Origin of the sequence: Paenarthrobacter sp. TYUT067 (assembly GCF_023656375.1) — a bacterium.
Classification (GTDB): Bacteria; Actinomycetota; Actinomycetes; order Actinomycetales; family Micrococcaceae; genus Arthrobacter.
This window is the reverse complement of the sequence record NZ_JAMOIT010000020.1, coordinates 1-23,991: the sequence shown is the minus strand read 5'-3', so window position 1 is coordinate 23,991 and position 23,991 is coordinate 1. Positions and strand designations below refer to the sequence as shown.

Sequence of the window (23,991 nt, the reverse complement as noted above, 5' to 3'; positions counted from 1 at the left end):
GCCGTGGCCGCCAGCCCTCACACGGAGCTTTTCGAGCTCCTGGATATCACCGGCGAAGATGCCGCTGCATGCGCCCACCTTCTGGACACGCCTGCGGATGAGCCTGTTCTTCAGGCTATGGAGGCGATGCAGGAGAGGCTTGGTGCCTTTCCGGTAGACAGCATCCGGGCAGAAGGCGCCGTGGAGGCGGTCTGGATCGAAGCCCTGCTCCGTTTTGCCCCGTCAGTTCACGCTTATCATGTGGGTCTCGGAATCAGTCCGGCGGTTTCGGCTGCTTCCTTGGCAGACCTGGGTCTACAGCTCCGCATCAACCGACGGGTCCATGGACGGTTTGGACTGGATACCTGGGCCTGGCTGACATTGCACATGGCAGGAAATCTATTCCGGCTGGGACGGCTACAGTTCCATTTGGTGCCCGCCGCAGATCCAGGCCCAGAGTGGGTTCTGGGGGTCCACATTCCCGAGGATGGGTCGCTCTCCCCCGAATTGGTGGATGCCAGCTTCTCGCAGGCCCGGGCTTTCTTCACCCGGTATTTTCCGGACAAGCCTGCCCACAAAGCCACATGCGATTCCTGGATGCTGGACCCGTACCTCGTGGAGCGCCTGCCTAAGAGCAACATCGCGTCCTTTGCTCGTCGCTTCACCTTGGATCGCTGCACTGATGCTCCTACGGATGCCATCTACTTCACCTTCAGGCAGCGGGGACTGGACAACCTGGATAGGCTTCCGCGGGAAACCTCACTTCAGCGCGTGGTCCTGGAGCGGATCGACGACGGCGGCGCCTGGCAGCTGGGGCACGGTCACCTGGCACTGTAGATGGTTTGCTGGTCCGGGCAAGAGGAAAGGACCCGCTTCATGGCGTCTTTTTCGGCTTGCGTAATCCACAGTTGATACGCCGCCTTCACCGAGACTTGCCGCGCGACGTAGTGGCAGCGGAAATTTTTGTTGGCCGGCAGCCACGTGGCGGCGTCTCCTGCACCTTTCTTGACGTTGGCGGGTCCGTCCGCGGCGATCAGGTTCAGGGGGTCGTTCGCAAACATTTGCCGCTGTTGGACAGTGAGCTGCTGGGCTCCCTTCTGCCAGGCGTCGGCGAGGGCCACTACGTGATCGATTTGAACTGCGGCGCTGGTGTCCTGGCCTCTTTGGAATGTTACCTGCGCCCCTGTGTAGGGTTCGTGGAAGCTACCTCCGGAGACCTTGCACGATGAACCCTTCGTGAACTCGACTGCAGAGAGGTCCCTCCGCAGAATGTCATTTCTGGTATCGCATCCATTGCGGTCAGCGTCTGCCCAGGCTTGGCCGAAGGCGGCTCTGTTGTAGTCCGACTTCTGCGCACGTCCTTTGACCGGGAGATGTTCCAAAGCATCGCCTGCCTTCTCGGGCGGAACAAGTGCCGCCCCGCGAAGGGGTTTCATCCAGCCAGGATTGAAGACGGGTGCTTCGCTAGGGCCGGCCGCCCACGGTTCTGCGGCGTTGAATTGACCGGCGGTGAAGTACCAGGAAAGCCCAGCAACGACGGTTGCAGCTGCCAATCCAAGAATGGCCCACGCTTGACGTGACCTCCGCCGGGCGCGTTTGTAGGCAGACCAAGTGGTACTCAAGAGACTCCGTTCAGTGGGACTGGCGACGTCCTTCGAGCGTAGGACAAAGCCCCGACATCAGAGTCGATATCCACAGTGTGTAGGAGAAGTCACACTGCAGTGAGGTGTCGCGTGACCGGGTCTATTGCTCCCGTGTCACGCGTTGCAGGTCCTCGGTTGCCAGGGCGAGGAGTCCTCGTAGTTGTTCTACACGTTCGTCCGGCACATCACCTGCGGCGTTTCCCGCCACCGCCTGGTCCAGAAGCTTCTGCGCTTGTTTGTGGTTGGCCTTGGCTACGTCCAAGGCGTGTTCAAGCGTGGTCTCATGTTCCAACGTTGATTCGTTTTCCATGAACCCATTTTGATCAGGTTTCCCGGCTGATACCAGTGACTCAGCCGGGAAACCCGCGAATACTTCGGAGCGCCTAGGCTCCTGCCCCTTCAAGTACTGCGATGGGAGCAATCACGTCACGCGCGGGGAACGACGGCGGGTTCACACCGGCCATTTCTTCCATGACACGCACAACCTGGCAGGAGTAGCCGAACTCGTTGTCGTACCAGACGTAAAGAACCAGGTTCTTGTCGTTGGAAATCGTTGCGAGGCCATCAACAATGCCGGCGCGACGCGAGCCAACGAAGTCAGTGGACACCACATCGGGAGAGTCAATGTAGTCGATCTGCTTGCGAAGATCCGAGTGCAGGGACATTTCGCGGAGGAAGTCGTTGACTTCATCGCGCGTGGTGCCGTTCTCAAGGTTGAGGTTCAGGATGGCCATGGAGACGTCCGGGGTGGGCACGCGGATGGCATTTCCCGTGAGTTTGCCCTGAAGTTCCGGGAGCGCCTTGGCTACAGCCTTGGCGGCACCGGTCTCCGTGATGACCATGTTCAGTGCTGCCGAACGGCCGCGGCGGTCACCCTTGTGGAAGTTGTCGATCAGGTTTTGGTCGTTGGTGAACGAGTGAACCGTTTCCACGTGGCCGTGAATGATGCCGAACTTGTCGTTGATGGCCTTCAGCACCGGCGTAATGGCGTTGGTGGTGCAGGACGCCGCGGTGACGATCTTGTCGTCATCGGAGATGTCCTTGTGGTTGATGCCGTGGACGATGTTCTTGAGGTCGCCCTTGCCTGGTGCCGTCAACAGGACGCGGGCAACGCCCTTGCTCTGCAGGTGCTGGGAGAGGCCATCGGCGTCGCGCCAACGGCCGGTGTTGTCCACCACCAAGGCATCCTTGATGCCATATGCGGTGTAGTCCACAGTGGCGGGGTTGTCCGAGTAAATGACCTGGACCTGCACACCGTTGGCGGTGATGGTGTTGGCTTCCTCGTCCACGCGGATGGTGCCCTCGAAGGAACCGTGAACGGAGTCGCGGCGCAGCAGGCTGGCACGCTTCACAAGATCGTTCTCAGCGCCCTTGCGAACAACGATGGCGCGGAGCCGCAGGCCGTGTCCGCCACCGGCCTTTTCAATGAGGATGCGGGCCAGGAGACGGCCGATACGGCCAAAGCCGTAGAGAACGACGTCGGTGCTGGTGCGGTCGTCAGCGCCACGCTTTCCCACGATCTCCGCGAGCTCGGAGCGCAGGTATTCATCCAGGGAGGCACCATTGCCTTCGGCCCGGAACTTCTCAGTCAAGCGTGCAATGTCAATGGCGGCTGCGCCGAGCTCCAACTCAGACAACGCGTTCAGCAGCGGCGCAGTCTCTTCTAGCAGCAGCTCGTGGTTGCTCATCCGGCGCGCAAAACGGTGGGCCTTGAGGATGTTCATGGTGGACTTGTTGATCAGGCTCCGGCCGTGGATGCTCGTGACCACATTATTTTCCCGGTACAACCGGCCGATTACCGGAATCATGGCCTCGGCGAGAGCCTCCCGGCCCATCCACTTATCAAGACAAGAATCTGACGTCTGGCTCACAGAACTACCTTCCTTGGGTCAACCACATACGTCCTCGTATGTAGATGGCAGCGGCCGCCCGGAGTAGTCCTGCGGCACATGCGCCAGCGGGCTTCGGTCCACCCACAGCGCCTTGAACGAGAGCAAAGAAAATCCGCCGGCTGCGAACGCAGTCCCGGCGGCAGAACATCTACGTTCAGTAACCATTCTAGGGCGGAAGGAAGGGCTGCAGGCCGCCCCGGGGCGTGAAATCACTCACACGGCACAAATCCGGGAGTCATAAATGGATGGGTCGACCGATACGCCGGGTTCTGTCATCCCCTGCCGTTACCGGCAAGGGAGTGGCGGCCATCCATCTACGAACGCCGTTGCCGACGCCCTCCAGCAGCCTACCCGGACACTCGGGCGAGCAGCCCTCAAGCGTGTCCTGTCTGGCCTTGCTCCGGGTGGGGTTTACCTAGCCTCCCCGGTCACCCAGGGAGCTGGTGGTCTCTTACACCACCGTTTCACCCTTACCTGCTGCCCCGCGATGCAAAACATCACAGCGCGCAGGCGGTCTGTTCTCTGTGGCACTGGCCTGCGGGTTACCCCGAGTGGGCGTTACCCACCACCCTGCTCTTCGGAGCCCGGACGTTCCTCGAGCCACTTCCGTGACGCGCGACCGCCTGGTCGACCCATCCGCCGTCCAGTCTACCGGCGTTGGGGCCTACCAAAGTCCCCGGTAATATCGACTGGTGCTGATTCTGCTGCCGCCTTCCGAAGGCAAGACCCCCGCTGCCAACGGTCCCGCCATTAACTGGGAATCGCTCAGCTTCCCCGAACTGAACCCCTACCGTGCAAAAGTACTCGAAGCACTGGGTACGGTGAGCGCGCACGAGGATGCACTGGCGCTGCTGGGGGTCGGCGCCTCGTTGCGGGACGACGTCGAACGCAATACCCGGCTGCATGCCGAACCAGCCGCTCCCGCACATCAGGTCTATTCCGGAGTCCTCTACGACGCCTTGGGCTACAACAGCATGACGCCAACGCAGCGCCGCAAGGCGAACGAATCCGTCCTGGTGGTTTCCGCCCTGTGGGGCGCCATAGGCTTCGGCGACCACGTGCCTGCCTATCGCCTGTCCATGGGAACGGCACTGCCCGACGTCGGCCGCCTCGCCACGTACTGGAAGCCGCAGCTTAACGCTGCCCTCGCCTCACGCGCCGACGGCGAACTGTTGGTGGACTGCCGCTCCAGTACCTACGCTGCTGCCTGGGCTCCCCCGGCGACGCAAACAGTCAACATCAACGTTTTCAACGAAGCGAACGGCAAGCGCACGGTTGTCAGTCACTTCGCCAAACACACCCGGGGCGAACTGGCCCGCCACCTGCTGACCCGGCGCGGTAAGGCCCCGGCAACCCCGGATCAGCTCTTGAAGGCTGCCCGGGAGATCTGGACTGCTGAACTCGTTGAAGGCACGGCCCGCAAGCCGCACGCGCTCAACATCATCCTCACCACCTGAGCGTCCAACTGATGTTGGGCTGCGTCAGTTCCACTCCGCCGAACGGACCAGGATGACACCTGAATCCGGGCAAAAGACAATATCGTCCTCAGCGGCGGCTTTGACTTCGGCGAGGTCGCCAGGGCTGAGCATCATGCCGGAGCCTTCGGACTTTCCGTGGAACAGCCGTGCTGCCCCGACTCCACGTTTGGCAATGGTCTTCTCGTAGATGGCGAGAATGCCCGCGTCCAAGGATTCGGCGAAGGCGGCGCGCTGCCCCCGAACCACTGTTTCCTCGGCGGCGATCTCGGCAATGGCTTCATCCAGTTCAGCCCGGATGCTGCCAAAGGAACCCTGAATGTCGTCAACGATCGACTGCTGGGCTGCCTGCCGCTCGCGCAAAGTATCCAGGCGCTCCAGGATTTCGAGTTCAACGTCCTCAAGGTCCGAGCGACGCTTGTTGAGGGAGGCAATGTCACTCTGCAGCGCCACAAGATCCTTGGACAGCCCGGTGCCGCTGTTCAGCCGGGTCTCGTCGCGTTGGATACGGGTGGCTACCTGTTCCACATCGGCTTCCGCGCGGCGAAGTTCGGCTTCGGCGTCGTGAACGGCAACCTTGGCCGAGCCGAGCTCGCCGTTGGCCACGCTCAGCGCATCCGTGAGGTCAGTGATGCGTGGATCCGTTTCCAGAACCTTCCGGCGGCCCGCAAGCGACCTGAGCTTGGCATCCAGTCCCTGCAGTTCAAGCAACTTCAATTGTTCTGCCGGTGCTGCTTTCGCCACGCTTACCTCCGCTATTAGCTGCCGGCCTGGGGATCAGGTCCGGCCGGACCGCCTCTGACTGTCAGGGCTGTCCATATCTTTCTAGACTCTAGTCCCCGCCGGGAGTGAGTATGAAGTCCCAGGGATCACTGTTGGTGCCGCTGACGCGGATCTCGACGTCGTAGCCCTGGTCCGCCAGCACGTTGCCCAACGCTTCAGCGGCAGCAGGCAGCCACAGCCACTCACTGGCGAAGTGCGAAACGTCAATCAAATAGGGCCGGCCATTGGTGGCGCCCTCACGGGCTTCGGATGCTGGATGGTGACGCATGTCTGCTGTGACGTACACATCAGCGTTGGCGGCTCGAACTGCGTCGAACAAGCTGTCACCGGCTCCGCCGCACACCGCAACGCGCCGGATCAGGCCGTCTTTGTCTCCAGCTACCCGGACACCGCCTGCGACGGCCGGCAACATTTCAAAGACGCGGGCAGCGAAGTCACCGAGTGTCTCAAGGTCAGGGAGGTCTCCTACCCTGCCAATACCCTCCTCAGGCAAACCGTTGCTTGCCGGCGTCAAGGGCGTGACGTTTTCCAGGCCGAAGGCATCAGCCAGAACATCTGAAACTCCACCCACGGCTGAATCTCCATTGGTGTGCACGGTCAACAGCCCTGTCCCTGCCTCTATCAGCCGGTGCACCGCTAGGCCCTTCGCTGAGGTGGCCGCAACAGAGTTCACGCCTTTGAGAAGAAGCGGGTGATGGGTGATCAGCAGGTCCGCTCCCCACTCCACGGCCTCATCGATCACGGCCAGCGTGGGATCCACGGCAAAGAGAACTTTGGTGACGGGAACATTGGGCCGGCCAACAACAAGGCCAACCTCATCCCAGTCTTCAGCCAGGGACTCCGGCCACAGTTCCTCCACAGCCAGCAACACCTGACCGAGCGTAGGATCAGCGTTGCCGTCCTCTGTTTCGTCCTCTTCGACGGAATCCACATCAGAAATGTGGGTGTTTACTGCTTCCATGCTCTTATTCTTCCCTACTGAGCCAGATTTCTTCCCTACTGAGCCCCCATCAAGTAGCCGCCACTCCGTGGCACCTCCCTGGTGCCGTAATTCTCCCGTAAGGTGAAGCGGGAATCATCAGGCCCTCCGATCCATTGAAGAGAACATGAAAACTTTCGTACTTGGCGGCGGCTGCTTCTGGTGCCTTGATGCCGTTTACCAGAAGACCCGCGGCGTCAGCTCTGTGGTATCCGGCTACACCGGGGGCCACGTCCGCAATCCTGATTACTACGAGGTATGCTCCGGGACCACCGGCCACGCAGAAGTCGTTGCGGTGACCTTCGATGAAACCGTAGTTCCCGAAGAAGTCATCCTGGACATGTTCTTTGCCCTCCACGACCCCACCACCTTGAATCGCCAGGGGTATGACGTCGGCACCCAGTACCGTTCATCAATGTTCTACACAACCACGGAAGAAAAGGTCCTCTTCGAGGAAGCCATCGAGCGTGCCCAGTCCCTGTGGTCCGATCCGATTGTGACCGAGGTCAGCCGACTTCCCGAGTTTCACGAGGCCGAGGAAGTGCACCAGAATTACTATGCAAAGTTCCCTTATCAGGGCTATTGCCAGGTGATCATCAACCCGAAGTTGGCAAAGGCCCGGAAATATTACTCTGCATGGCTTACTGCTTAGCGAGGTTTCGATCCCGCTGGTTAGGCTGACCTCAGCAATCCCTCTTCAGAGATAGGCGTAATTTTCATGGCAAGGATCTACGACGACGTCACGCAGCTGGTCGGCCGCACCCCGCTGGTTCGTTTGAACCGGCTCACCGAAGGCCTCGACGCCACGGTTGCCGTCAAGCTCGAGTTCTACAACCCGGCCAACAGCGTCAAGGACCGCATCGGCGTGGCCATTATTGATGCTGCCGAGAAGTCCGGCGCCCTGAAGCCGGGCGGAACCATCGTCGAAGGTACATCGGGGAACACCGGCATCGCACTTGCGCTGGTGGGCGCAGCACGCGGATACAAGGTCATCCTGACCATGCCTGAGACCATGTCCACCGAGCGCCGCGTCATGTTGCGCGCCTACGGTGCCGAAATCGTCCTGACGCCCGGATCCGAAGGCATGCGAGGTGCCGTCGAGAAGGCACAGGAAATCGTTGCCAACACGGAGAACTCCATCTGGGCCCAGCAGTTTGCCAACGAGGCCAACCCAGCTATCCACCGCGCCACCACTGCCGAGGAAGTCTGGGAAGACACCGACGGCGAAGTAGACATCTTTGTGGCCGGCGTAGGCACCGGTGGCACCATCACCGGTGTTGGCCAGGTCCTCAAGGAACGCAAGCCCGGTGTGCAGATTGTGGCCATCGAGCCCAAAGATTCGGCGATCCTCAACGGTGGAGCCCCTGGCCCGCACAAGATCCAGGGCATCGGCGCCAACTTTGTTCCGGAAATCCTGGACACCAACGTCTACGACGAAGTCCTTGACGCCACCCTGGAAGACTCGGTCCGCGTAGCCCGTGAACTCGGCGCACGTGAAGGCATCCTCGGCGGCATTTCCTCCGGCGCCATTGTGTGGGGTGCCCTCGAGTTGGCCAAGCGCCCTGAGAATTCCGGCAAGTTGATCGTGGCCGTGGTCTGCGACTTCGGGGAGCGTTACATCTCCACGGTGCTGTTCGACGACATCCGCGGCTAACACCACGCCGGCACGCCTTCATTTCCTGTAGAAAGGTCTTTGTGAGCTTCTTCGCAAGGCTTAAGGAAGACCTCGATGCCGCCCGGTCCCACGACCCGGCGGCTCGAGGCTCTTTTGAGAACTTTTTCGCCTACTCCGGACTGCACGCCATTTGGGCGCATCGGATAACTCATCGGCTCTGGCAGAATCCGGCGCTCCGTTTTCCTGCGCGCCTGATATCCCAGTTGGCTCGCTTCCTCACCGGCATCGAAATCCATCCCGGCGCGACCATTGGCCGGCGGTTCTTCATTGATCACGGCATGGGAGTGGTGATTGGTGAAACAGCCGAGATCGGCGAGGACGTGATGATTTATCACGGAGTAACGCTCGGCGGACGATCGTTGGCCAAGGTCAAGCGTCACCCAACCATCGGCGACCGCGTCACCATTGGAGCCGGTGCAAAGGTCCTGGGTCCCATTACCATCGGTGCCGGCAGCGCTATCGGCGCCAACGCCGTGGTGGTGAAGGACGCACCACCGGAGTCCATCATCACAGGCATCCCCGCCACGTGGCGGCATCGTGATGCCCGGTCCGAAACCAAACCGGCCGTGGATCCGGCGGAGTACTACATCGAATACCGGATCTAGCCAGCCAGCCTTCGGTAAAGATTCCAGAAGACGGCATCGAAGGCCCGGTCCGGAAGAATTCGCCGCAACGCCAGGACGCCCCAAGCGCCCCTGCCCACCGGGTAACGGGTTCTTGGGCGTTTTGCCGTGGCGGCGCGAGTAATGGTTCTGGCCACAACCCCCGCCGGCGTAGACAACACATGGCCGGTTCCGGACGTGGATGCCAACGCGGCAGCCACAACGTGCGCTTGTTGCCTGTAGGGCCCGCTGCCCGAGGCCATGAGCAGGCCCTCCCCCGCAATGCCGCCCCACTCACTGGCTGTTCCCGATGGTTCAATAATGACCACGTCGATTCCGTGTGGCTTCAACTCAAGCCGCAACGAATCGCTCATGCCCTCCACCGCAAACTTGGTGCCGTGGTACCAGGCGCCCAACGGCTCATATATTTTGCCGCCTATTGAGGTGATGTTGATGATCCGGCCTGATCCGGCCCTGCGCATCCCGGGAATGACGAGTTGGCTCATCCTCGCCAGACCCATGACATTGACCTCAAATTGCCGCCTGCCCTCAGCCAGAGGAACTTCCTCCAGTGAGCCATAGGAACCGTAACCCGCGTTGTTGACCAGCACGTCAATTGGTCCATGGGCAGCTTCGATCAGCGCCACCGCGGACGCCATCGATTCCTCCGACGTGACATCCAAAGACAGAACAGTAATGCCGTGTTGCTTCAACGGCTCCATCTTGTCCACACGACGTGCGCCTGCGTAGACAGTGAATCCGGCAGCTTGGAGTGCAAGGGCCGTGTCAAAACCGATTCCGGTGGAGGCTCCGGTAACCAGCGCAGTCCGGGCTGCCATGGTGGTCTCCTTGAGTTCGGTAAGGAACGGAAAACAATTCACTACGGCAAAGGCCGGTCCATCCCAGAGTATCTGGGAGGAACCGGCCTTGCGGGAAGGGTGTTGCTAGTGGGTGTCGACGGCCGAGATCTCGGACTTGTCTTCGCCCCAGAGGGTGTGGAACGTACCCTCGGTGTCCACACGACCGTAGGTGTGTGCACCGAAGAGGTCGCGCTGGCCCTGGATCAGGGCGGCGGCAACGCGCTTGCGGCGCAGGCCGTCGTAGTACGCCAGGGAGGACGAGAACACCGGAACGGGGATGCCCAGCTGGACAGCCGTGGCTACAACCCGGCGCCAAGCCGGAAGCGCTTCAGCGATGGCCTTGGTGAAGGCCGGCGCAAACAGCAGGTTGGCGGGCTTCTCATCGGCAGCGTAGGCCTTGGTGATGTCCTTGAGCAGTTCTGCGCGGATGATGCAGCCGGCGCGCCACAGGGAAGCGATCTCGTCCAGCTTGAGGTCCCAGCCGTACTCCTTGGCGGCGGAGGTCAGCATGTCCAGGCCCTGGGCGTAGGAGACCAGCTTGGAGGCGTAGAGAGCCTGGCGGACGTCCTCGACGAAGGTTTCGGGGATTTCCACGGAAGCTTCTTCACCGGCGAGCAGTTCCTGGCCGAGCTTGCGCTGCTCTGTCTGGGAGGACAGTGCGCGGGCGAAAACGGACTCAGCGATGCCGGAGACCGGGGAACCCAGTTCCAGAGCGGAGATGACCGTCCAGCGTCCGGTGCCCTTCTGACCTGCGGCATCCACCACGACGTCAACAAACGGCTTGCCGGTCTTGGCATCAACGTGGCCCAGGACCTCTGCGGAGATTTCGATCAGGAAGGAGGACAGATCGCCCTTGTTCCACTCAGCGAAGATCTTGGACTGCTCGGCGGGCTCAATGCCTGCACCGGAGCGGAGGAGGTCGAATGCTTCACCAATAACCTGCATGTCGGCGTACTCGATGCCATTGTGGACCATCTTGACGAAGTGGCCGGCGCCGTCGGTGCCGATCCATGCACAGCACGGTTCGCCGTCCACCTTGGCGGAGATTTTCTCCAGCAGGGGTCCGAGGGCGTCGTAGGACTCCTTGGAGCCGCCGGGCATGATGGACGGGCCGTTCAGGGCGCCTTCTTCGCCACCGGAGACACCGACGCCGACAAAGTGCAGATCCTTCTTGGCCAGGGCAGCTTCGCGGCGGCGGGTGTCCTCGTAGTGCGAGTTACCGGCATCGATGATGATGTCCCCGGCTTCAAGCAACGGCTCGAGCTGCTCGATCACGTTGTCAACGGGAGCGCCTGCCTTGACCATGATGAGGACGCGGCGGGGCTTTTCAAGGGAGTCGACGAGATCCTGCAGTGTTTCCGTGCGGATGAAGTCGCCGTCCGTGCCGTGCTTTTCCAGCAGGGCGTCAGTCTTTTCCACGGAGCGGTTGTGGAGAGCCACGGTGAAGCCGTTGCGGGCAAGGTTGCGGGCCAGGTTGGCGCCCATCACCGCAAGGCCGGTGACACCGATGTGTGCTGACATCAAAACTCCATTTCGTTCTTGTACAAGTTCGTGTACAAACAGTCGCCCGATACCCAATGGGGCACGCGGGAAGCGATTTCAAAACCAGGGGCTGTAATAAACCATACGTATTTAAGCCAAGTGCGGGAAAGCGGCGCCCACGTTTTGGAACGGTGCCGCGTCATAAACAGTCTATGATGCCGCCCCGGATTCCTCTGCGCACCTGAGGTCGCCGCGCCACTATGCTTACCTCTATGTCAACCAGCCTCCACCACCGCGCCGTAGAGCACTTGGGCACCAAAATCGTCGGCGGCGCCCTGCCCACGGGCCATGTCATGCTGGCCGAGCACTTGGAAGACGAACTCAAAGTTTCGCGTTCAGTGGTCCGTGAAGCCGTCCGTGTGCTGCAGTCGCTGGGACTTGTGGAGACCATCAAGCGAGTAGGCATCAGGGTCTTGCCGGCACATCGTTGGAACCCTTTCGATCCTCTGGTGATTCGTTGGCGGCTGGCCGGCGAAGGGCGCGGCGCCCAGTTGAGGTCGCTCGCTGAGCTGCGTTCCGCCGTCGAACCTGTAGCAGCGGAACTGGCCGCCGGGAACGCCCCGGAAAGTCTTCGGAAGGAGCTGGTGGGCATCTCCCTTGCCATGAAGGAAGCCGGCGATGCCGGTGACATGGCCCGGTTCCTTGACCTCGACATCAGGTTCCACGCGTTGGTCCTCTCCGGCTCCGGCAACGAAATGTTCGCCAACCTGATTGGCCAGGTCACGGAGACCCTCACAGGTAGAACTGTGCACGGACTTATGCCGGAACATCCCCAAAAGCAAGCGCTTCAGTGGCACATGGACGTCGCCCACGCGATTGATGCGGGCGACGGGTCCGTCGCGCGCGAAGCCGCTGCAAAAATCATGAAGCAGACCATTGCGGAGCTGGCACCCAGTTGGAATGACCAGCCCCGCGTGTTCGTCCCCGTCGCCAGGAACTAGTCTTTATCCCTGAAAGTTCAGCAGCACTTTTCCGGATTCAGCGGAGTTCTTCGCCACCTCAAAAGCCTCCAGGCCCTGGGCAAGGCCGAACTCGTGCGTCACCACGGGGTCGACGAACAGCGAACCATCGGCCAGGGCAGCAATGACCTCATCGATCTCGTCGTTGAAGCGGAACGAGCCAAGGAGTTCCAGCTCGCGGGTGATGGCGAGGGAGATGAACACGGGCTGGGGTCCGGACGGCAGGAGTCCCACCATCACCACCTTGCCGCCGCGGGTAGCGCCCTTGATGGCCGAGGCAAGGCCAAAATGGCTTCCAGAGGATTCAATCACCACGTCTGCGTCCACCGCCGCAATAGCCGCGGCATCGTCGCCCTTGAGGATCTCATCGGCGCCAACGGCAACGGCGATTTCCAGAGGCTTGTCATGCATGTCGACGGCGACAATCCGGGCCGCGCCGGCACGCTTCAGGACGGCAACGGCGAGTGCACCGATCGGACCGCTGCCAATCACCAGGGCTGTCTTTCCCCTGACGTCTCCCGCGCGGCCTACGGCGTGCCAAGCGACACTGGCGGGCTCAACCAGGGCGGCAGTACGGAGATTCAGGTTCTCCGGAAGCGGGCGCAGCATCCTTGAGGGAAGGTTTGCGTAGCGGCTGAACGCGCCGTCTGTGTGGGGGTACCGGGCAGCACTGCCAAGGTAGGTGCAGCCCGGGGAGAGGTTGGGCCGTTCCTGGGGGTATCTGACGTCGCCGGGTGCCGGGGTTGCCGGGTGGACGGCCACGGGGGTTCCCTCGGCGGGGCCGGTACCGTCGGCTGCCTGCTGGACCACTACGCCCACGATTTCGTGTCCAAGGACCATGGGCTCTTTGAGGATCGACTCCCCTGCTGCTCCGTGCAGCCAGTAGTGAAGGTCCGATCCACAGATCCCGCCGTAGGCAATCTCCACGATCGCTTCATCCGTAGCCGGTATTGCCAAGGGGATGTCTTCAATCCTAAGGTCGCCCTTGCCATGGGCAACCACGGCGGGGCCTGAGGCCGGGAGAATAATGCTCATCAGACCACCACCGTCATTCCACCGTCGACGAAGATCGTCTGGCCGTTCACGAAGTTCGAGGCCTGGGAGGCGAGCCATACGGTGGGCCCGGCAAGGTCTGCCGTAGTGCCCCAGCGATTGGCCGGGGTCCGGCCAAGGATCCAGGAATTGAAGTCAGCATCGTCCACCAGGTTTTGGGTCATTTCCGTGTGGATGTACCCCGGCGCGATTCCGTTGATCTGCAAACCGGAGGCGGCCCATTCTGCCGTCATGGCGCGGGTGAGGTTACGGAGACCGCCCTTGGCAGCCACATAGGGGGCGATGGTGGGGCGCGCCAGGTCCGTTTGAACCGAGCAGATGTTGATGATCTTGCCGTGACCCCGGGGGATCATATGCCGTGCCGCTTCCCGGCCTACCAGGAAGGCGCTGGTGAGGTCCGTGGTAATGACGCGGTCCCAGTCCTTGACGTCGAGCTCCAGCATGGGGACACGGTGCTGAATTCCAGCGTTGTTAACCAGGATGTCCAAAGGCCCCACGTTCTGTTCAATCCAAGCCACACCCTCAGCAGCGTCCGTTGCATCGGTGACATCGAAAGCCCGGCTATGGACCCTTTCATCCGGATAGTCAGCGGCCATGGCCTGGTGGGCTTTCTCCAGGCGTTCAGTGCTGATGCCATTGAGCACCACCGTCGCGCCGGCATCGGCAAGGCCCCTGGCCAGGGCATTGCCGATACCGCGGCTTGAACCAGTGACCAAGGCAACCCGCCCGGTCAGATCAAAAAGTCCATTCATAGTTTTGTTCTTCATTCCTTCTGGTGTTGCGCCGGTTCAGTTGCTGTTCGACGTCGCGGCTGGTGAAAGGCTGAGGTTTGCGATGGCCTGACGGACAACGGCGAGGTCTTGATCACCGAGTCCTTGGCGTTTGAGTTCGGCGTAAAGGTCGATTGCTGCCGATGCCACGGGGACCGCGGAACCAACGGCTTGTGCGCTGGTGAGCACGAAGCCGAGGTCCTTGTGCATGAACTTTGCCGGCCCGGTGGGCGCATAGTCCTTGGCGGCAAGGCGTGGGCCAACGTTCTCCAGCACCCGGCTTCCGGCCAGCCCTCCGGAAAGGACCTCAAAGAGTGCCTGCACGTCCATGCCGGAGCGTTCCGCGAGTTCAGCCGCTTCGGCGAGGGCCGCCGTCGTTGTCCCTACGATGAGTTGGTTGCAGGCTTTGGCGAGCGACCCCGAACCCAGCGGCCCCATGCGCCGGACCGTGGTCCCCATGGTTTCCAGAAGCGGCTTGAGCGCTTCGAACTGGCTTTGGGTGCCGCCCACCATGATGGCAAGGCTTCCGCTGTGCGCCCCGGCGGTACCGCCGCTGACCGGCGCATCCACCACCACGGCATTGCCGCCGGATGCCTCATGAACAGTTTCGCCAAATAGTTGGACCGCGGTGGGGGAAACGCTGCTCATGACGACGACGGCGGTACCCGGCCGGGGTGCCTTGTTCCGCCATGATTCGAGAAGGTCCGCGGCGGCTTCCTCGATGAAGGGCAGATCGGGGAGCATAAAGATGATGGTGTCTTCGTCCCGCAGCTCCGCCACGGCTGCTGCGCGCCGCACGCCGGAGAGGCCTTCAAAGGCGGCCCCGGAGCGATTCCAGGCAGTGACGTCCCAACCGGCAATGGCGATTTTTGATGCCATGGGGGCTCCCATGAGACCTAAGCCTACGAAGCCTACGCGTTTGCTTGTCATGGTGGGTAACCTCACTTCTTTGTGGTCATCTATAGAAATTCTGTTCAATATCCTAGCCGTCATTCAGTATGATGAACACTATGACGACTGATGAACTTACCATCGCCATCGCTGTACCCCTCGAAGCCGAGCATGTAGAGCTGATCCGCGCCGTAGATCCTTCCATAACAGTTCTCTACGAACCCGAGCTCCTGCCGCCGGAACGCTTCCCGGCCGATCACGCCGGCGATCCGGAATTCACGCGCACACCCGAGCAGGAGGAACGTTACTGGGACATGCTCAACCGGGCACAGGTCCTGTACGGCTTCCCCAATGAAAGTCCAGCCGGATTAGCGCGCATCGCTGCGAGCAACCCGCACTTGCAGTGGATTCACGCCATGGCGGCAGGAGCCGGTGGCGCGGTCAAGGCTTCAGGGCTCGACACCGAAACCCTGCAGAAGTTCCGCGTGACCACGTCCGCAGGTGTCCACGCGCTGCCGCTGGCAGAGTTTTCAGCCTTCGGCATCCTCAACGGCTTCAAGCGCAGCGCCGAAATGGCGCGGGATCAAGCCGCCAAGGTTTGGCCAGAGCTGAGAACACCCACCAAACTGGCCAACGGCTCGAAAGTGGTTATCGCCGGCCTCGGTGAAATTGGCATGGAAACTGCCCGAATCGTGCGGGCGCTGGGCATGAAAGTCAGCGGAACCAAGCGCACTGTGGAATCCATCGAGGGAATCGAGGAGGTCACCAACAATGATGGTCTTCCCCGCCTGGTGGCTGATGCCGATGCCGTGATCAATACACTTCCCGGCACGCCGTACACGGAGAATCTTTTCAACAGTGACATTTTCTCCGCCATGAAACCGGGCACCGTGTTTGTGAACGTGGGCCGCGGAACCGTGGTGGATGAAGACGCCTTGCTGGAGGCGCTGAACAACGGCCAGCTTTCATACGCCTGCCTGGACGTTTTCGCGGTGGAACCGCTCCCCCAGGACAGCCCCTTATGGAACCACCCCAAGGTCCTGGTGTCCCCGCACACTTCTGCATTGAGTGCTGCCGAGAACCGGCTCATCGCCGAACGCTTCTGCAGCAACCTGCGCACCTTCCTGGACGGCGGCGAACTCCCCCATCTGGTTGATCCGGTCCACTTCTACTAAGCCGGCAACTACCAACCCGTGGCGTCAAACCACCTCTCGGACAACGTGTCGGTCATGGTCCTGACATAAGTGCTCGAGAGGTGGTTGTCGTCGAGGTATACATAAACGTTGCCCACAATGCCTGGACAGGCCGTGCCGTCACAGATCAGGTCCGTCATGTCCAGGATGGACAATCCCGTGAAAGTCCCTTCCAACTGATCCAAAGGATTGGTCTCGGCGAGCACCGAAGACAGGGCAGGTCGGCACCGCGGATCATCCACTCCGGAGGCCATGGCACATTCACTGGGGCTAAAGGAGAAACGCGGGTTGTCCCGCATGGCGATGACTTCCACGCCCTGATCAGTAATTTCACCCACCAACTCGTCGAGCCCCCACGTGAGGTCCTCGTCAGGTGAGTCGGGAACTGCCGCTGTTCCTACCAGGAAGACAGCATCGGGCCGATGGATACGGATGTGTTCCCTGACGTTCCTGTTGAACGCATTGCATTCGTCCCCTACCTCATCGGTTTCAGTCATGAAAGGGCAGGCACCGAAGGTGACTGCCTGGACACGCCAGCGGTTCTCCTTGGCCAGCGGACCGATCGCTCCGAGCCATTGCAGCGAATGGGACTGACCCACCACAAAGACGGTCTTCTCCGCGTCAGCGCCGACGTCGTTCTGCTGGCACTCTGCAAAAAGCACCGGATCCGTGGGGCGGAGTTCACCGGTACACGGGCCATCGAGCTTTCCCCAATCTTCCGGAAGCTGCTCAGGGGTGGGCAGTGTCCGTACGCCGTCGCCAACCCGGTCAACGTAGCCAGGTAGCAGGGCCCGCGCTCCGGGGTTGTCATCATCACTTTGCTTGGCAATAAGGTTCTTCTCCGCCTGTTGCTGGAATCCAAACTGCGCCATCGGGGCTGCAGCCACTGCCAGGCAAACCAGCACAGCCACAGCCAGACGACGTTTCCTTGCTTCCGGCCACCTCCATGCACGCAGGGGCTGCTCCACAAACCTGGTGGTGAGAAACGCCAACACCAAGGACGCACCCACAATCAAGGTGCCGGTGATCGCATCTGCGTGGTCTTGGCCGATCCACACCAAGGTGATCACCAACAGCGGCCAATGCCACAGGTAAAGGGCATATGAGGTGGAGCCCAGCCCCACCAGCAGCTTGGACGACAGGATCCTGTCAACTCCGAAGCGGCTTCCAGATTGCCCCGCGACGATGACAGCCACGGCCGCGAAGGTCGGCCACAGCGCCACGAAACCCGGAAACGCGGTCTGGACCTGCAGGACAGCACCACAGCTCAGCATGGCGGCTATGCCCACCCACCCCAGCACGCCCCTCAGCCCGCGGCCGGGCCGAAGATAGGGAAGCAACAGCGCCACCAGGGTTCCCAACGCAAACTCCCACAGCCGGGCAAACGTATCGAAATATGCAAGTTCCTGATGGGCGGCCGTGAAATAGACCGAATAGGCCAGCGAAACTACAAAAATCAGTCCGAACACTCCTAGCAGCACGGCCCGATACCGCAAGCTGAACCGGCGGCACGCCCAAGCCGTAGCAACAAAAATGGCAGGCCACAGGATGAACACTTGCCCCTGAATGGACAGGGACCAGAAGTGCTGAAAAGGGCTTGCCACGCTGTGGTCTGCTGCGTAGTAGTTGACCACCTGGCGCTGAAGCAGCCAATTTTGAACGTAGAAGAGGGACGCCCAGCCTTGGTTGACTATCTCAATCCATCGCGTGCGGGGAATGACCACATACGTGGCCGCCAACGTGCCAAGCAGCACCACCACGACGGCGGGCAGCAGTCGCCAGAACAGGTGCAACCAGTGCCGCACCAGTGATACCGGCCGGGCATCCTCGAAACGGCTCACGAATTGCAGGGTCATGAGGAACGCCGAAATCAGCAGGAAGACATCCACCCCACCGGAAACCCGGCCAAACCAGATGTGGTAGGTGACGACCATGAGCACGGCCAAAGATCGAAGGCCCTGAATCTCAGGCCTAAACTTTGTACCCCGTCCGCCCGCCCGGACCTGACCAGGACTTTCCGGTGATGTGAGGCCCTTGGTAGCCGTCATGGACACGCTCCTCATTCGCTGCACCAATTCTGCACTGCCACCGGGGTTTTGCCATCACACTCCTCGGACGCGTTTTTGTGTCCAAGACAAAGCAGCGCGGCACCCTCCACAAGGAAGGTGCCGCGCTGTTTCTGTTGGTTTTCAGGTACTCTGCGCCCGGTTGTTCGTTGGGGAACTACTTAGCGTCTTCCGTGCTGACGAGGTCCCTGCCTGCAGTTTCAGGCGTGAAGAACGTGGTCACGAAGGAGATAAGAGCCAGGACCAGCGAGTAGATGGCCAGGACCAGCCATGAGTGGTTTGTAGCAGCCAACATGAGCGCGCCAAGCAGCGGCGCCAAGCCACCAGCCAGAACCGCTGAAATTTCGCGGCTCATGGCCACGCCGGTGAAACGGTATTGCGATCCGAAGAGTTCGGGGAGCAGAGGGCACTGTGGGCCGAGCATCGACTGGACACCGATTGCAATGCCCACCGCCATGACTACCCAGACCAGAGTGACGTTTCCGAGAGTGACCAGATAGAAGGCGGGAACCGCGATGATCGCCTGGAAGAGAGCTCCATAGCGGTAGACAGGCACTCGACCAAACCTATCGGATAGCGCGCCGAACGTGACCACCAGAACGGCGGCGAACCCGGCCGCAATCAACAACCCAATAGGACCAATCGAGTTGTTGCCTGCAAAAACACCTGCCGGCATGCTCATGAATGACACCAGCAGTGCGGAGTAGATCGATGAGTTGCCGTTCTCTCCCATGCGAAGACCAATGCCCAGCAGGACATTCTTCTTTGAGTGCTTCCAGAGCGCGCCAATCGGATTCTTGACCACGTTCTTGTGCTTCTCCAGCTCCTGGAAGGCCGGGGTTTCCTTGAGCTTGAGGCGGATGAAGATGGCTACTGCGATCAGAATGAAGCTGGCAAGGAAGGGCACTCGCCACAACCAGCCCTGCAGGACGGACTTATCCGCCATCGCAATAAGAGCAAAAGTTCCGGCACCGAGGAGCGTGCCTAACTGGATGCCGACGAACGGCAGCGAAGCGAAGAACCCACGACGGCGACGCGGAGCCACTTCCGAGATCAAAGTTGTTGCGCCGGCCTGCTCCGCCCCGGCTCCCAGTCCCTGAACGATTCGCAGCGTCACCAGCAGAACAGCGCCGAGCATTCCGGCCTGCTCGAACGTAGGGAGCAGGCCGATGGCAAAGCTCGCCGTCCCCATCAACGCGATGGTCAGGATCAGCACCATCTTCCTGCCAAACCTGTCCCCGATGTAGCCGAAGATCAAACCACCAAACGGCCGTGCGGCGAAGCCAACGCCGTAGGTTGCGAAGGAAGCAATCAGTGCGCCATCGGGGCCCAGCGGCGAAAAGAACAGTGGACCAAAGATCAGCGCCGACGCCAAGCCATAAATGTAGAAGTCGTAGTACTCCAGCGCCGATCCCACAGAGCTGGCCAATGTAGCCCTGCGGAGCTGTTCCGGCTCAACTACGGCGTCGTCAGCCTCGGCTGCGAGCTTTTCATTTGCACGAGTTATCACAAGCACTCCCTCAAAATCACCCCGGGCCCCCGTTGGCCCAGTGAGATAGTGATGGCATCACCGCCAAGATCACTATGATGAACAGCGTACAGCTTGTTGAACGCGCTGCCAAGGTTGTAATCAGATTTATTAATTCGGCCGGTCAGACTAGCCCATGGGGTTGCCCAATGACCGTGCCAACTCCTTGAGTTCCTTGACCATGAGCGCGCCTTGCTCGTCCGAATACGTAGCCTTCAGTGCTGTCACGGACAGACCGAGGCTGGGGCCATGGGCTCCATGAGTGGGGACAGGAACGGCCAGGCACACCACCCCCACGGTGGACTCTTCGTCTTCGAACGCGTACCCCTGCTTACGGATAGCGGAAATCTGCGCCTTGAGCTCCTCAGCAGTCTTGAGGGAGTTGGCAGTCATGGTGGGGAGCGCCATGCCATCAGGGAACATGGAGTCGATATCGTGATCGTGCAGCTGCGCAATGAGCGCCTTACCTACGCTGCACAGCGAGACGGGCATCTTGTCGCCGATATTGGACGTTAACCTAACGGCCGGGTGACCCTCGTACCGGGCCAGGTAGATGACGTGATCACCGTCGAGCATCGCGATCCTTACGGTCTCCCCGGAGAGCGTAGGGGCCTGCTCACAGTATTTATAGAACTCCTGGACCTCGTCGAGTCGACTGAGATAAGCAGCACCGAGTTCAACGAGCTTTCTACCCAAGGCAAAATCCGCGCCCTGCCTGGTGATGAGGCGGGCCTCTTCGAGCGCCAACAGCAAATTGGAGGTAGAAGACTTGGGGATGCCGAGTTCACGCGAGAGGTCGCTGAGCGTCAAGCGGCCTGCAGGCGACTCCGCAAGCGCCTCCAGCACCGCAGCGGCACGAGTGACGGCGGGCGCCGGCGATGAGGCGCCCAGCCCTTCGGAACGGGAGGAGCGGGAATCGGCCATGATTCTCCTTCAACATCGCAATTCGGTGTCCATTCTGCTGAACATTACTCATCATAGTGGAATGAGGACCGCGAGAAGGGCTGGAACCCGACCGCCCTAACCCTTGGGCATGGGCCATACTTTTCAAACCCAAAAGTTCTCTGTATATTCATCTTCGAGCTCTCCACCGCGGCATCCCCCAATAGTCGTGGTGGAGAGCTCATCCACTTCCCCGACCAGTTCTACGCAGCAGCGAGTTCCTCACCCCGTACGGACCAGCTGCCACCGGAACCGTCCCGCACCAATTCCCAGGTGACGATGCCAGACTCCGGGTTGTCTCCCAAGCGAATCTGAACCTGCCAGACTTCAACATCTACCCGCCCCTGCCCCCGCGGCATCCGCCGGGAATCCTCCCACCAGGCAACCCGCTCAAACCAGCGGACAGGTTCCACAACCATGGGCCACTCCCTACCTCCCCGCACTATTACTGCCGGGGCACCTTGCTCAACTGTGGGGATGTATACCTGCTCCATGCAAAGAACCTAAGGGGCGGCTCTGACATTAAAGGTTTGCGGAAGCTATCGATCCGAGCCGGGATTCGGAGGCACAAAAAACCCCGCCGTCCAAGCCTTATGACTTGAACAGCGGGGTTTTCCTTGGTGGGTCCTACCGGGATCGAACCGATGACATCCACGGTGTAAACGTGGCGCTCTACCAGCTGAGCTAAAGACCCAATGTACTGTTTCCGCGCTTCGCAACTTCCTCCGCGCTTCAACCAACGAACAATGACTCTACATGATCAACCGCCGGAAACACCAATCGGCTCATGAGCCCGGGGAAGATCCGGCAAAGAGCGTGCCAGGTAGTCCAAAGCGCCGCTGACACCCAGCTCCAGTTTCAGCTGTGCAAAGTCATCCCCACGGGTAGTTCCGCGGTTGATGATGACCACTGGCTTTTCCGCTTTAGCTGCGTGCCGCACGAACCGTAGTCCACTCTGAACCGTCAGCGACGACCCCGCCACAAGGAGTGCCTCCGCATCATCCACCATCCCGTAAGCGCGGGCCACACGGTCCTTGGGGACGTTCTCTCCGAAGTACACAAAGTCCGGCTTCAACGTCCCGCCGCAGATGGGGCACACAGCCATAACGAACGAGGTGATGAGCTCAGAATCCTCCACCGTGGCATCGGCATCCGGAGCCATTTCCACCACTCCGGATTCCAACGCGGCTTCCAGGAAACCGGGATTGATTTCTTCAAGGATTGCTGCGATCAAGCGCCTGCTGAAGGTGTGCCCGTTATCCAGACAAATGACCTGGTCAAAGCGCCCGTGCAGATCCACCACGTTGAGGCTTCCGGCGTCCTCGTGCAACCTGTCAACGTTTTGGGTGATAAGACCTGTCAGCAAACCTCGCCGCTCCAGAAGGGCGACGGCCACATGCCCGGCGTTAGGATCGGCGTGCCTGAGATGGGACCACCCGAGGTGGTTCCGCGCCCAATAACGGCGACGATTCGGCTCACTCCCTATGAACTCCTGGTAGGTCATGGGGTTCCGAGGCGTAGAACCCGGTCCTCGGTAGTCAGGAATTCCGGAATCGGTACTCAACCCGGCCCCCGTGAGAACAGCCAAGCGCTTCCCCCCTAGGAGATCCAAGGCAGCCCTCAGTTCTTCCAGTTCCTTGGGGCTCAGTTGCGCGGCCGGTGCAGGGGCCATGCTGGCAAATCCAGTCATACCCACCCCGGGGCTGTGAGGGCTCACGACTACTGCCCTGCCAACGCCGACAACGCCCGACGGTACTCGGCGAAATCCCTTGCCTGGCCGCGTGGGTTGATAACCACATATTGGACGATTCCCGAAGCGTCGATGATAAAAGTCCCCCTCAACGCCATGCCACTCGCTTCGTCGAAGACACCGTAGTTTCTTGCTACCGCCCCGTGTGGCCAAAAGTCTGCCAAGAGATCAAAGCCGAACTGCTCGCGCTCAGCGTAAGCCCGCTGGGCGAACTTACTGTCAACGGAAATGGCCAATACCGTGGCGTTCGAATCCTTGAAGGCAGCGATGTTGTCGCGAATCTCACAAAGTTCCCCTGTGCAAATCCCGGAGAAGGCAAAAGGAAAGAACACGACAACAACGTTGCGGCCTTGGAAGTCGGTCAAGCGCACAGGCTCACCGTACTGGTTCAGCAGTTCAAAATCCGGTGCGAGCTGCCCTACTTGGGGAGCGAGCACGGAGGCAGGTGCCTGCTGGACTTCGGTCACTTGTTCTTCTTGGGCACCAAACGCGTGGCGCTCCAGTCCTTAGAAACCCCTGCCGATGTAGTTAGGTGCAACCCGGAGGTGGGTGCGGCATCCTGGATATCTGCCGGAGATACGTAGTTGTCACGGCCTGACTTTGGCGTCAGCACCCAAACAACTCCGCCTTCCTTCAGGTTGGTGAGAGAGTCCATGAGGGCATCAACAAGGTCACCATCGCCGTCACGCCACCAGAAAACAACAGCATCCACGACGTCATGATCATCTTCATCCAACAACTCGGAGCCTGTGACATCTTCGATGTCCTCACGCAAGTCGAAATCGACGTCGTCGTCGTAGCCGCGTTCCTGAATCAGATCCCCATCTTTGAAACCCATTCTTTCCGCCACATTTACCGATGTGGCGGCGTCGGCCTCGCTCACGTTTCCTCCTTTTGCAGTGACTTCCATTACTAACAGCCAACACCCTTTGGGCGTGTGCTTCAAGCCATTGTCCCAGCCAGCGGCCATATTCCGCATTCCACACGGTGTTTTGGGTCCTCGAAGATCGCGTGCTTTGCGTCACGGAGGGGCCCGGACTGTGACATACAACGCTCCTCAGGTCCCGCGGCTACGCATCGCGACGCCGCGAAAGCTAGAGTGGCCATGAGCGCTACGGCTGCAGGGCGATCGCCCCGGGAAGTTCCCAAAGGCAGCCACGCGCTCACAAGACCTGCCCGGCGCATCCGACCGGGCTGTTGAAACAGAGATGTCGCACACGACGCGTTCACGACGGGCAGATACCCTGCCGCACTTGAGGCGCCGATGCATGCGCCTAAAGGAAGGTTGGACGTGGCTGCAGGAGAAGAGACCTCACACATCCTCAGCGGGTTGACTGCCCAGCTGCCTGATCGTGATCCGGAAGAGACCGCGGAGTGGATTGAGTCCCTTGATGCGTTGATCGCGGAGC

At 60.6% G+C, this 23,991-nt stretch carries 24 protein-coding genes, 1 tRNA gene and 1 other RNA gene; 7 read left to right on the top strand and 19 right to left on the bottom strand.

The genetic code is table 11. The features are described from left to right. Nucleotides 1–3 precede the first annotated feature (3 nt). A complete protein-coding gene (locus MOD31_RS22075; RefSeq protein ID WP_250821201.1) occupies nucleotides 4–816 on the top strand; it encodes an acyltransferase domain-containing protein in 813 nt (270 codons plus the stop codon). On the opposite strand, the gene MOD31_RS17215 is transcribed toward MOD31_RS22075, so the two are convergent. From MOD31_RS17215 to rnpB, 4 genes are all read right to left on the bottom strand, one after another. After that, nucleotides 801–1,601, bottom strand: a complete 801-nt coding sequence (locus MOD31_RS17215) for an HNH endonuclease family protein (RefSeq protein ID WP_250821200.1) — start codon at nucleotides 1,599–1,601, stop codon at nucleotides 801–803. The genes MOD31_RS22075 and MOD31_RS17215 overlap by 16 nt on opposite strands. A gap of 121 nt (nucleotides 1,602–1,722) precedes the next feature. Continuing rightward, nucleotides 1,723–1,932 (bottom strand): hypothetical protein, encoded by a 210-nt coding sequence (locus MOD31_RS17210; RefSeq protein WP_142938976.1) that lies wholly within the window; start codon nucleotides 1,930–1,932, stop codon nucleotides 1,723–1,725. Nucleotides 1,933–2,005: 73 nt separating this feature from the next. Further along, nucleotides 2,006–3,493, bottom strand: a complete 1,488-nt coding sequence (locus tag MOD31_RS17205; protein ID WP_142938975.1) for a glyceraldehyde-3-phosphate dehydrogenase — start codon at nucleotides 3,491–3,493, stop codon at nucleotides 2,006–2,008. Nucleotides 3,494–3,756: 263 nt separating this feature from the next. Then, nucleotides 3,757–4,149, bottom strand: an RNA gene (gene rnpB / locus MOD31_RS17200) — RNase P RNA component class A. 57 nt (nucleotides 4,150–4,206) lie between these two features. On the opposite strand from rnpB, the gene MOD31_RS17195 reads away from it, so the two are divergent. After that, entirely contained in the window at nucleotides 4,207–4,971 is a 765-nt protein-coding gene (locus MOD31_RS17195; RefSeq protein ID WP_166840486.1) for a peroxide stress protein YaaA, read from the top strand. Nucleotides 4,972–4,995: 24 nt separating this feature from the next. Here the strand turns inward: MOD31_RS17195 and MOD31_RS17190 are convergent, their stop codons facing one another. Together MOD31_RS17190 and MOD31_RS17185 are read right to left on the bottom strand one after the other, a co-directional pair. Continuing rightward, a complete protein-coding gene (locus MOD31_RS17190; protein ID WP_166840484.1) occupies nucleotides 4,996–5,733 on the bottom strand; it encodes a zinc ribbon domain-containing protein in 738 nt (245 codons plus the stop codon). Nucleotides 5,734–5,821: 88 nt separating this feature from the next. Further along, nucleotides 5,822–6,733, bottom strand: a complete 912-nt coding sequence (locus MOD31_RS17185; RefSeq protein ID WP_223940441.1) for a Nif3-like dinuclear metal center hexameric protein — start codon at nucleotides 6,731–6,733, stop codon at nucleotides 5,822–5,824. 145 nt (nucleotides 6,734–6,878) lie between these two features. On the opposite strand from MOD31_RS17185, the gene msrA reads away from it, so the two are divergent. The 3 genes from msrA to epsC all read left to right on the top strand — a co-directional run bounded on the left by msrA (nucleotide 6,879) and on the right by epsC (nucleotide 9,031). Next, nucleotides 6,879–7,403, top strand: coding sequence for a peptide-methionine (S)-S-oxide reductase MsrA (gene msrA / locus MOD31_RS17180; RefSeq protein WP_142938971.1), 525 nt, complete (start codon nucleotides 6,879–6,881; stop codon nucleotides 7,401–7,403). Between the two features lie 66 nt (nucleotides 7,404–7,469). Beyond that, nucleotides 7,470–8,405: a cysteine synthase A gene (gene cysK / locus MOD31_RS17175; protein WP_250821199.1), complete on the top strand. Its 936-nt coding sequence runs from the start codon at nucleotides 7,470–7,472 to the stop codon at nucleotides 8,403–8,405. 41 nt (nucleotides 8,406–8,446) lie between these two features. Beyond that, nucleotides 8,447–9,031, top strand: coding sequence for a serine O-acetyltransferase EpsC (gene epsC, locus MOD31_RS17170; RefSeq protein WP_062069163.1), 585 nt, complete (start codon nucleotides 8,447–8,449; stop codon nucleotides 9,029–9,031). Here the strand turns inward: epsC and MOD31_RS17165 are convergent. After that, complete coding sequence (locus MOD31_RS17165; RefSeq protein WP_250821198.1) at nucleotides 9,028–9,867, bottom strand: oxidoreductase; 840 nt, start codon at nucleotides 9,865–9,867, stop codon at nucleotides 9,028–9,030. The two genes, epsC and MOD31_RS17165, sit on opposite strands and share 4 nt — an antisense overlap. Before the next feature lie 105 nt (nucleotides 9,868–9,972). Further along, nucleotides 9,973–11,409 (bottom strand): NADP-dependent phosphogluconate dehydrogenase, encoded by a 1,437-nt coding sequence (gndA, locus tag MOD31_RS17160; protein WP_250821197.1) that lies wholly within the window; start codon nucleotides 11,407–11,409, stop codon nucleotides 9,973–9,975. Nucleotides 11,410–11,642: 233 nt separating this feature from the next. On the opposite strand from gndA, the gene MOD31_RS17155 reads away from it, so the two are divergent. Then, the gene (locus MOD31_RS17155) at nucleotides 11,643–12,371 is read left to right on the top strand and encodes a FadR/GntR family transcriptional regulator (RefSeq protein WP_142938967.1); all 729 of its coding nucleotides are present in this window, start codon (nucleotides 11,643–11,645) and stop codon (nucleotides 12,369–12,371) included. Nucleotides 12,372–12,374: 3 nt separating this feature from the next. Here MOD31_RS17155 and MOD31_RS17150 read toward each other — a convergent pair whose 3' ends face one another. Genes MOD31_RS17150 through MOD31_RS17140 form a run of 3 tightly spaced genes read right to left on the bottom strand, consistent with a single transcriptional unit; the run spans nucleotide 12,375 to nucleotide 15,142 of the window. Beyond that, on the bottom strand, nucleotides 12,375–13,424 hold the full coding sequence (locus MOD31_RS17150) for an L-idonate 5-dehydrogenase (RefSeq protein ID WP_250821196.1): 1,050 nt from the start codon (nucleotides 13,422–13,424) through the stop codon (nucleotides 12,375–12,377). Beyond that, complete coding sequence (locus MOD31_RS17145; protein ID WP_250821227.1) at nucleotides 13,424–14,194, bottom strand: SDR family oxidoreductase; 771 nt, start codon at nucleotides 14,192–14,194, stop codon at nucleotides 13,424–13,426. The genes MOD31_RS17150 and MOD31_RS17145 overlap by 1 nt, the downstream gene beginning before the upstream one ends. Nucleotides 14,195–14,230: 36 nt before the next feature. After that, nucleotides 14,231–15,142, bottom strand: a complete 912-nt coding sequence (locus MOD31_RS17140) for an NAD(P)-dependent oxidoreductase (protein WP_250821195.1) — start codon at nucleotides 15,140–15,142, stop codon at nucleotides 14,231–14,233. Between the two features lie 68 nt (nucleotides 15,143–15,210). Here MOD31_RS17140 and MOD31_RS17135 point away from each other — a divergent pair, with 68 nt between their 5' ends. Beyond that, nucleotides 15,211–16,278, top strand: coding sequence for a D-2-hydroxyacid dehydrogenase (locus MOD31_RS17135; protein WP_250821194.1), 1,068 nt, complete (start codon nucleotides 15,211–15,213; stop codon nucleotides 16,276–16,278). 8 nt (nucleotides 16,279–16,286) lie between these two features. On the opposite strand, the gene MOD31_RS17130 is transcribed toward MOD31_RS17135, so the two are convergent. The 8 genes from MOD31_RS17130 to MOD31_RS17095 all read right to left on the bottom strand — a co-directional run bounded on the left by MOD31_RS17130 (nucleotide 16,287) and on the right by MOD31_RS17095 (nucleotide 23,465). Next, a complete protein-coding gene (locus MOD31_RS17130; RefSeq protein WP_250821193.1) occupies nucleotides 16,287–18,344 on the bottom strand; it encodes an acyltransferase family protein in 2,058 nt (685 codons plus the stop codon). Nucleotides 18,345–18,519: 175 nt separating this feature from the next. Next, on the bottom strand, nucleotides 18,520–19,878 hold the full coding sequence (locus MOD31_RS17125; RefSeq protein WP_142938962.1) for an MFS transporter: 1,359 nt from the start codon (nucleotides 19,876–19,878) through the stop codon (nucleotides 18,520–18,522). Nucleotides 19,879–20,019: 141 nt separating this feature from the next. Further along, nucleotides 20,020–20,814, bottom strand: a complete 795-nt coding sequence (locus tag MOD31_RS17120) for an IclR family transcriptional regulator (protein ID WP_142938961.1) — start codon at nucleotides 20,812–20,814, stop codon at nucleotides 20,020–20,022. Between the two features lie 221 nt (nucleotides 20,815–21,035). After that, on the bottom strand, nucleotides 21,036–21,326 hold the full coding sequence (locus tag MOD31_RS17115) for a hypothetical protein (RefSeq protein ID WP_142938960.1): 291 nt from the start codon (nucleotides 21,324–21,326) through the stop codon (nucleotides 21,036–21,038). A 124-nt stretch (nucleotides 21,327–21,450) separates the two neighbouring features. Then, nucleotides 21,451–21,526, bottom strand: a tRNA-Val gene (locus MOD31_RS17110). Between the two features lie 66 nt (nucleotides 21,527–21,592). Beyond that, a complete protein-coding gene (locus tag MOD31_RS17105) occupies nucleotides 21,593–22,522 on the bottom strand; it encodes an NAD-dependent protein deacetylase (protein WP_250821192.1) in 930 nt (309 codons plus the stop codon). A 29-nt stretch (nucleotides 22,523–22,551) separates the two neighbouring features. Further along, nucleotides 22,552–23,049 carry a peroxiredoxin gene (locus MOD31_RS17100; RefSeq protein ID WP_250821191.1) on the bottom strand — a complete coding sequence of 166 codons (498 nt, stop codon included), beginning with the start codon at nucleotides 23,047–23,049 and terminating at the stop codon, nucleotides 22,552–22,554. Continuing rightward, the gene (locus MOD31_RS17095; RefSeq protein ID WP_024817136.1) at nucleotides 23,046–23,465 is read right to left on the bottom strand and encodes a DUF3052 domain-containing protein; all 420 of its coding nucleotides are present in this window, start codon (nucleotides 23,463–23,465) and stop codon (nucleotides 23,046–23,048) included. The genes MOD31_RS17100 and MOD31_RS17095 overlap by 4 nt, the downstream gene beginning before the upstream one ends. Nucleotides 23,466–23,991: the final 526 nt, after the last annotated feature.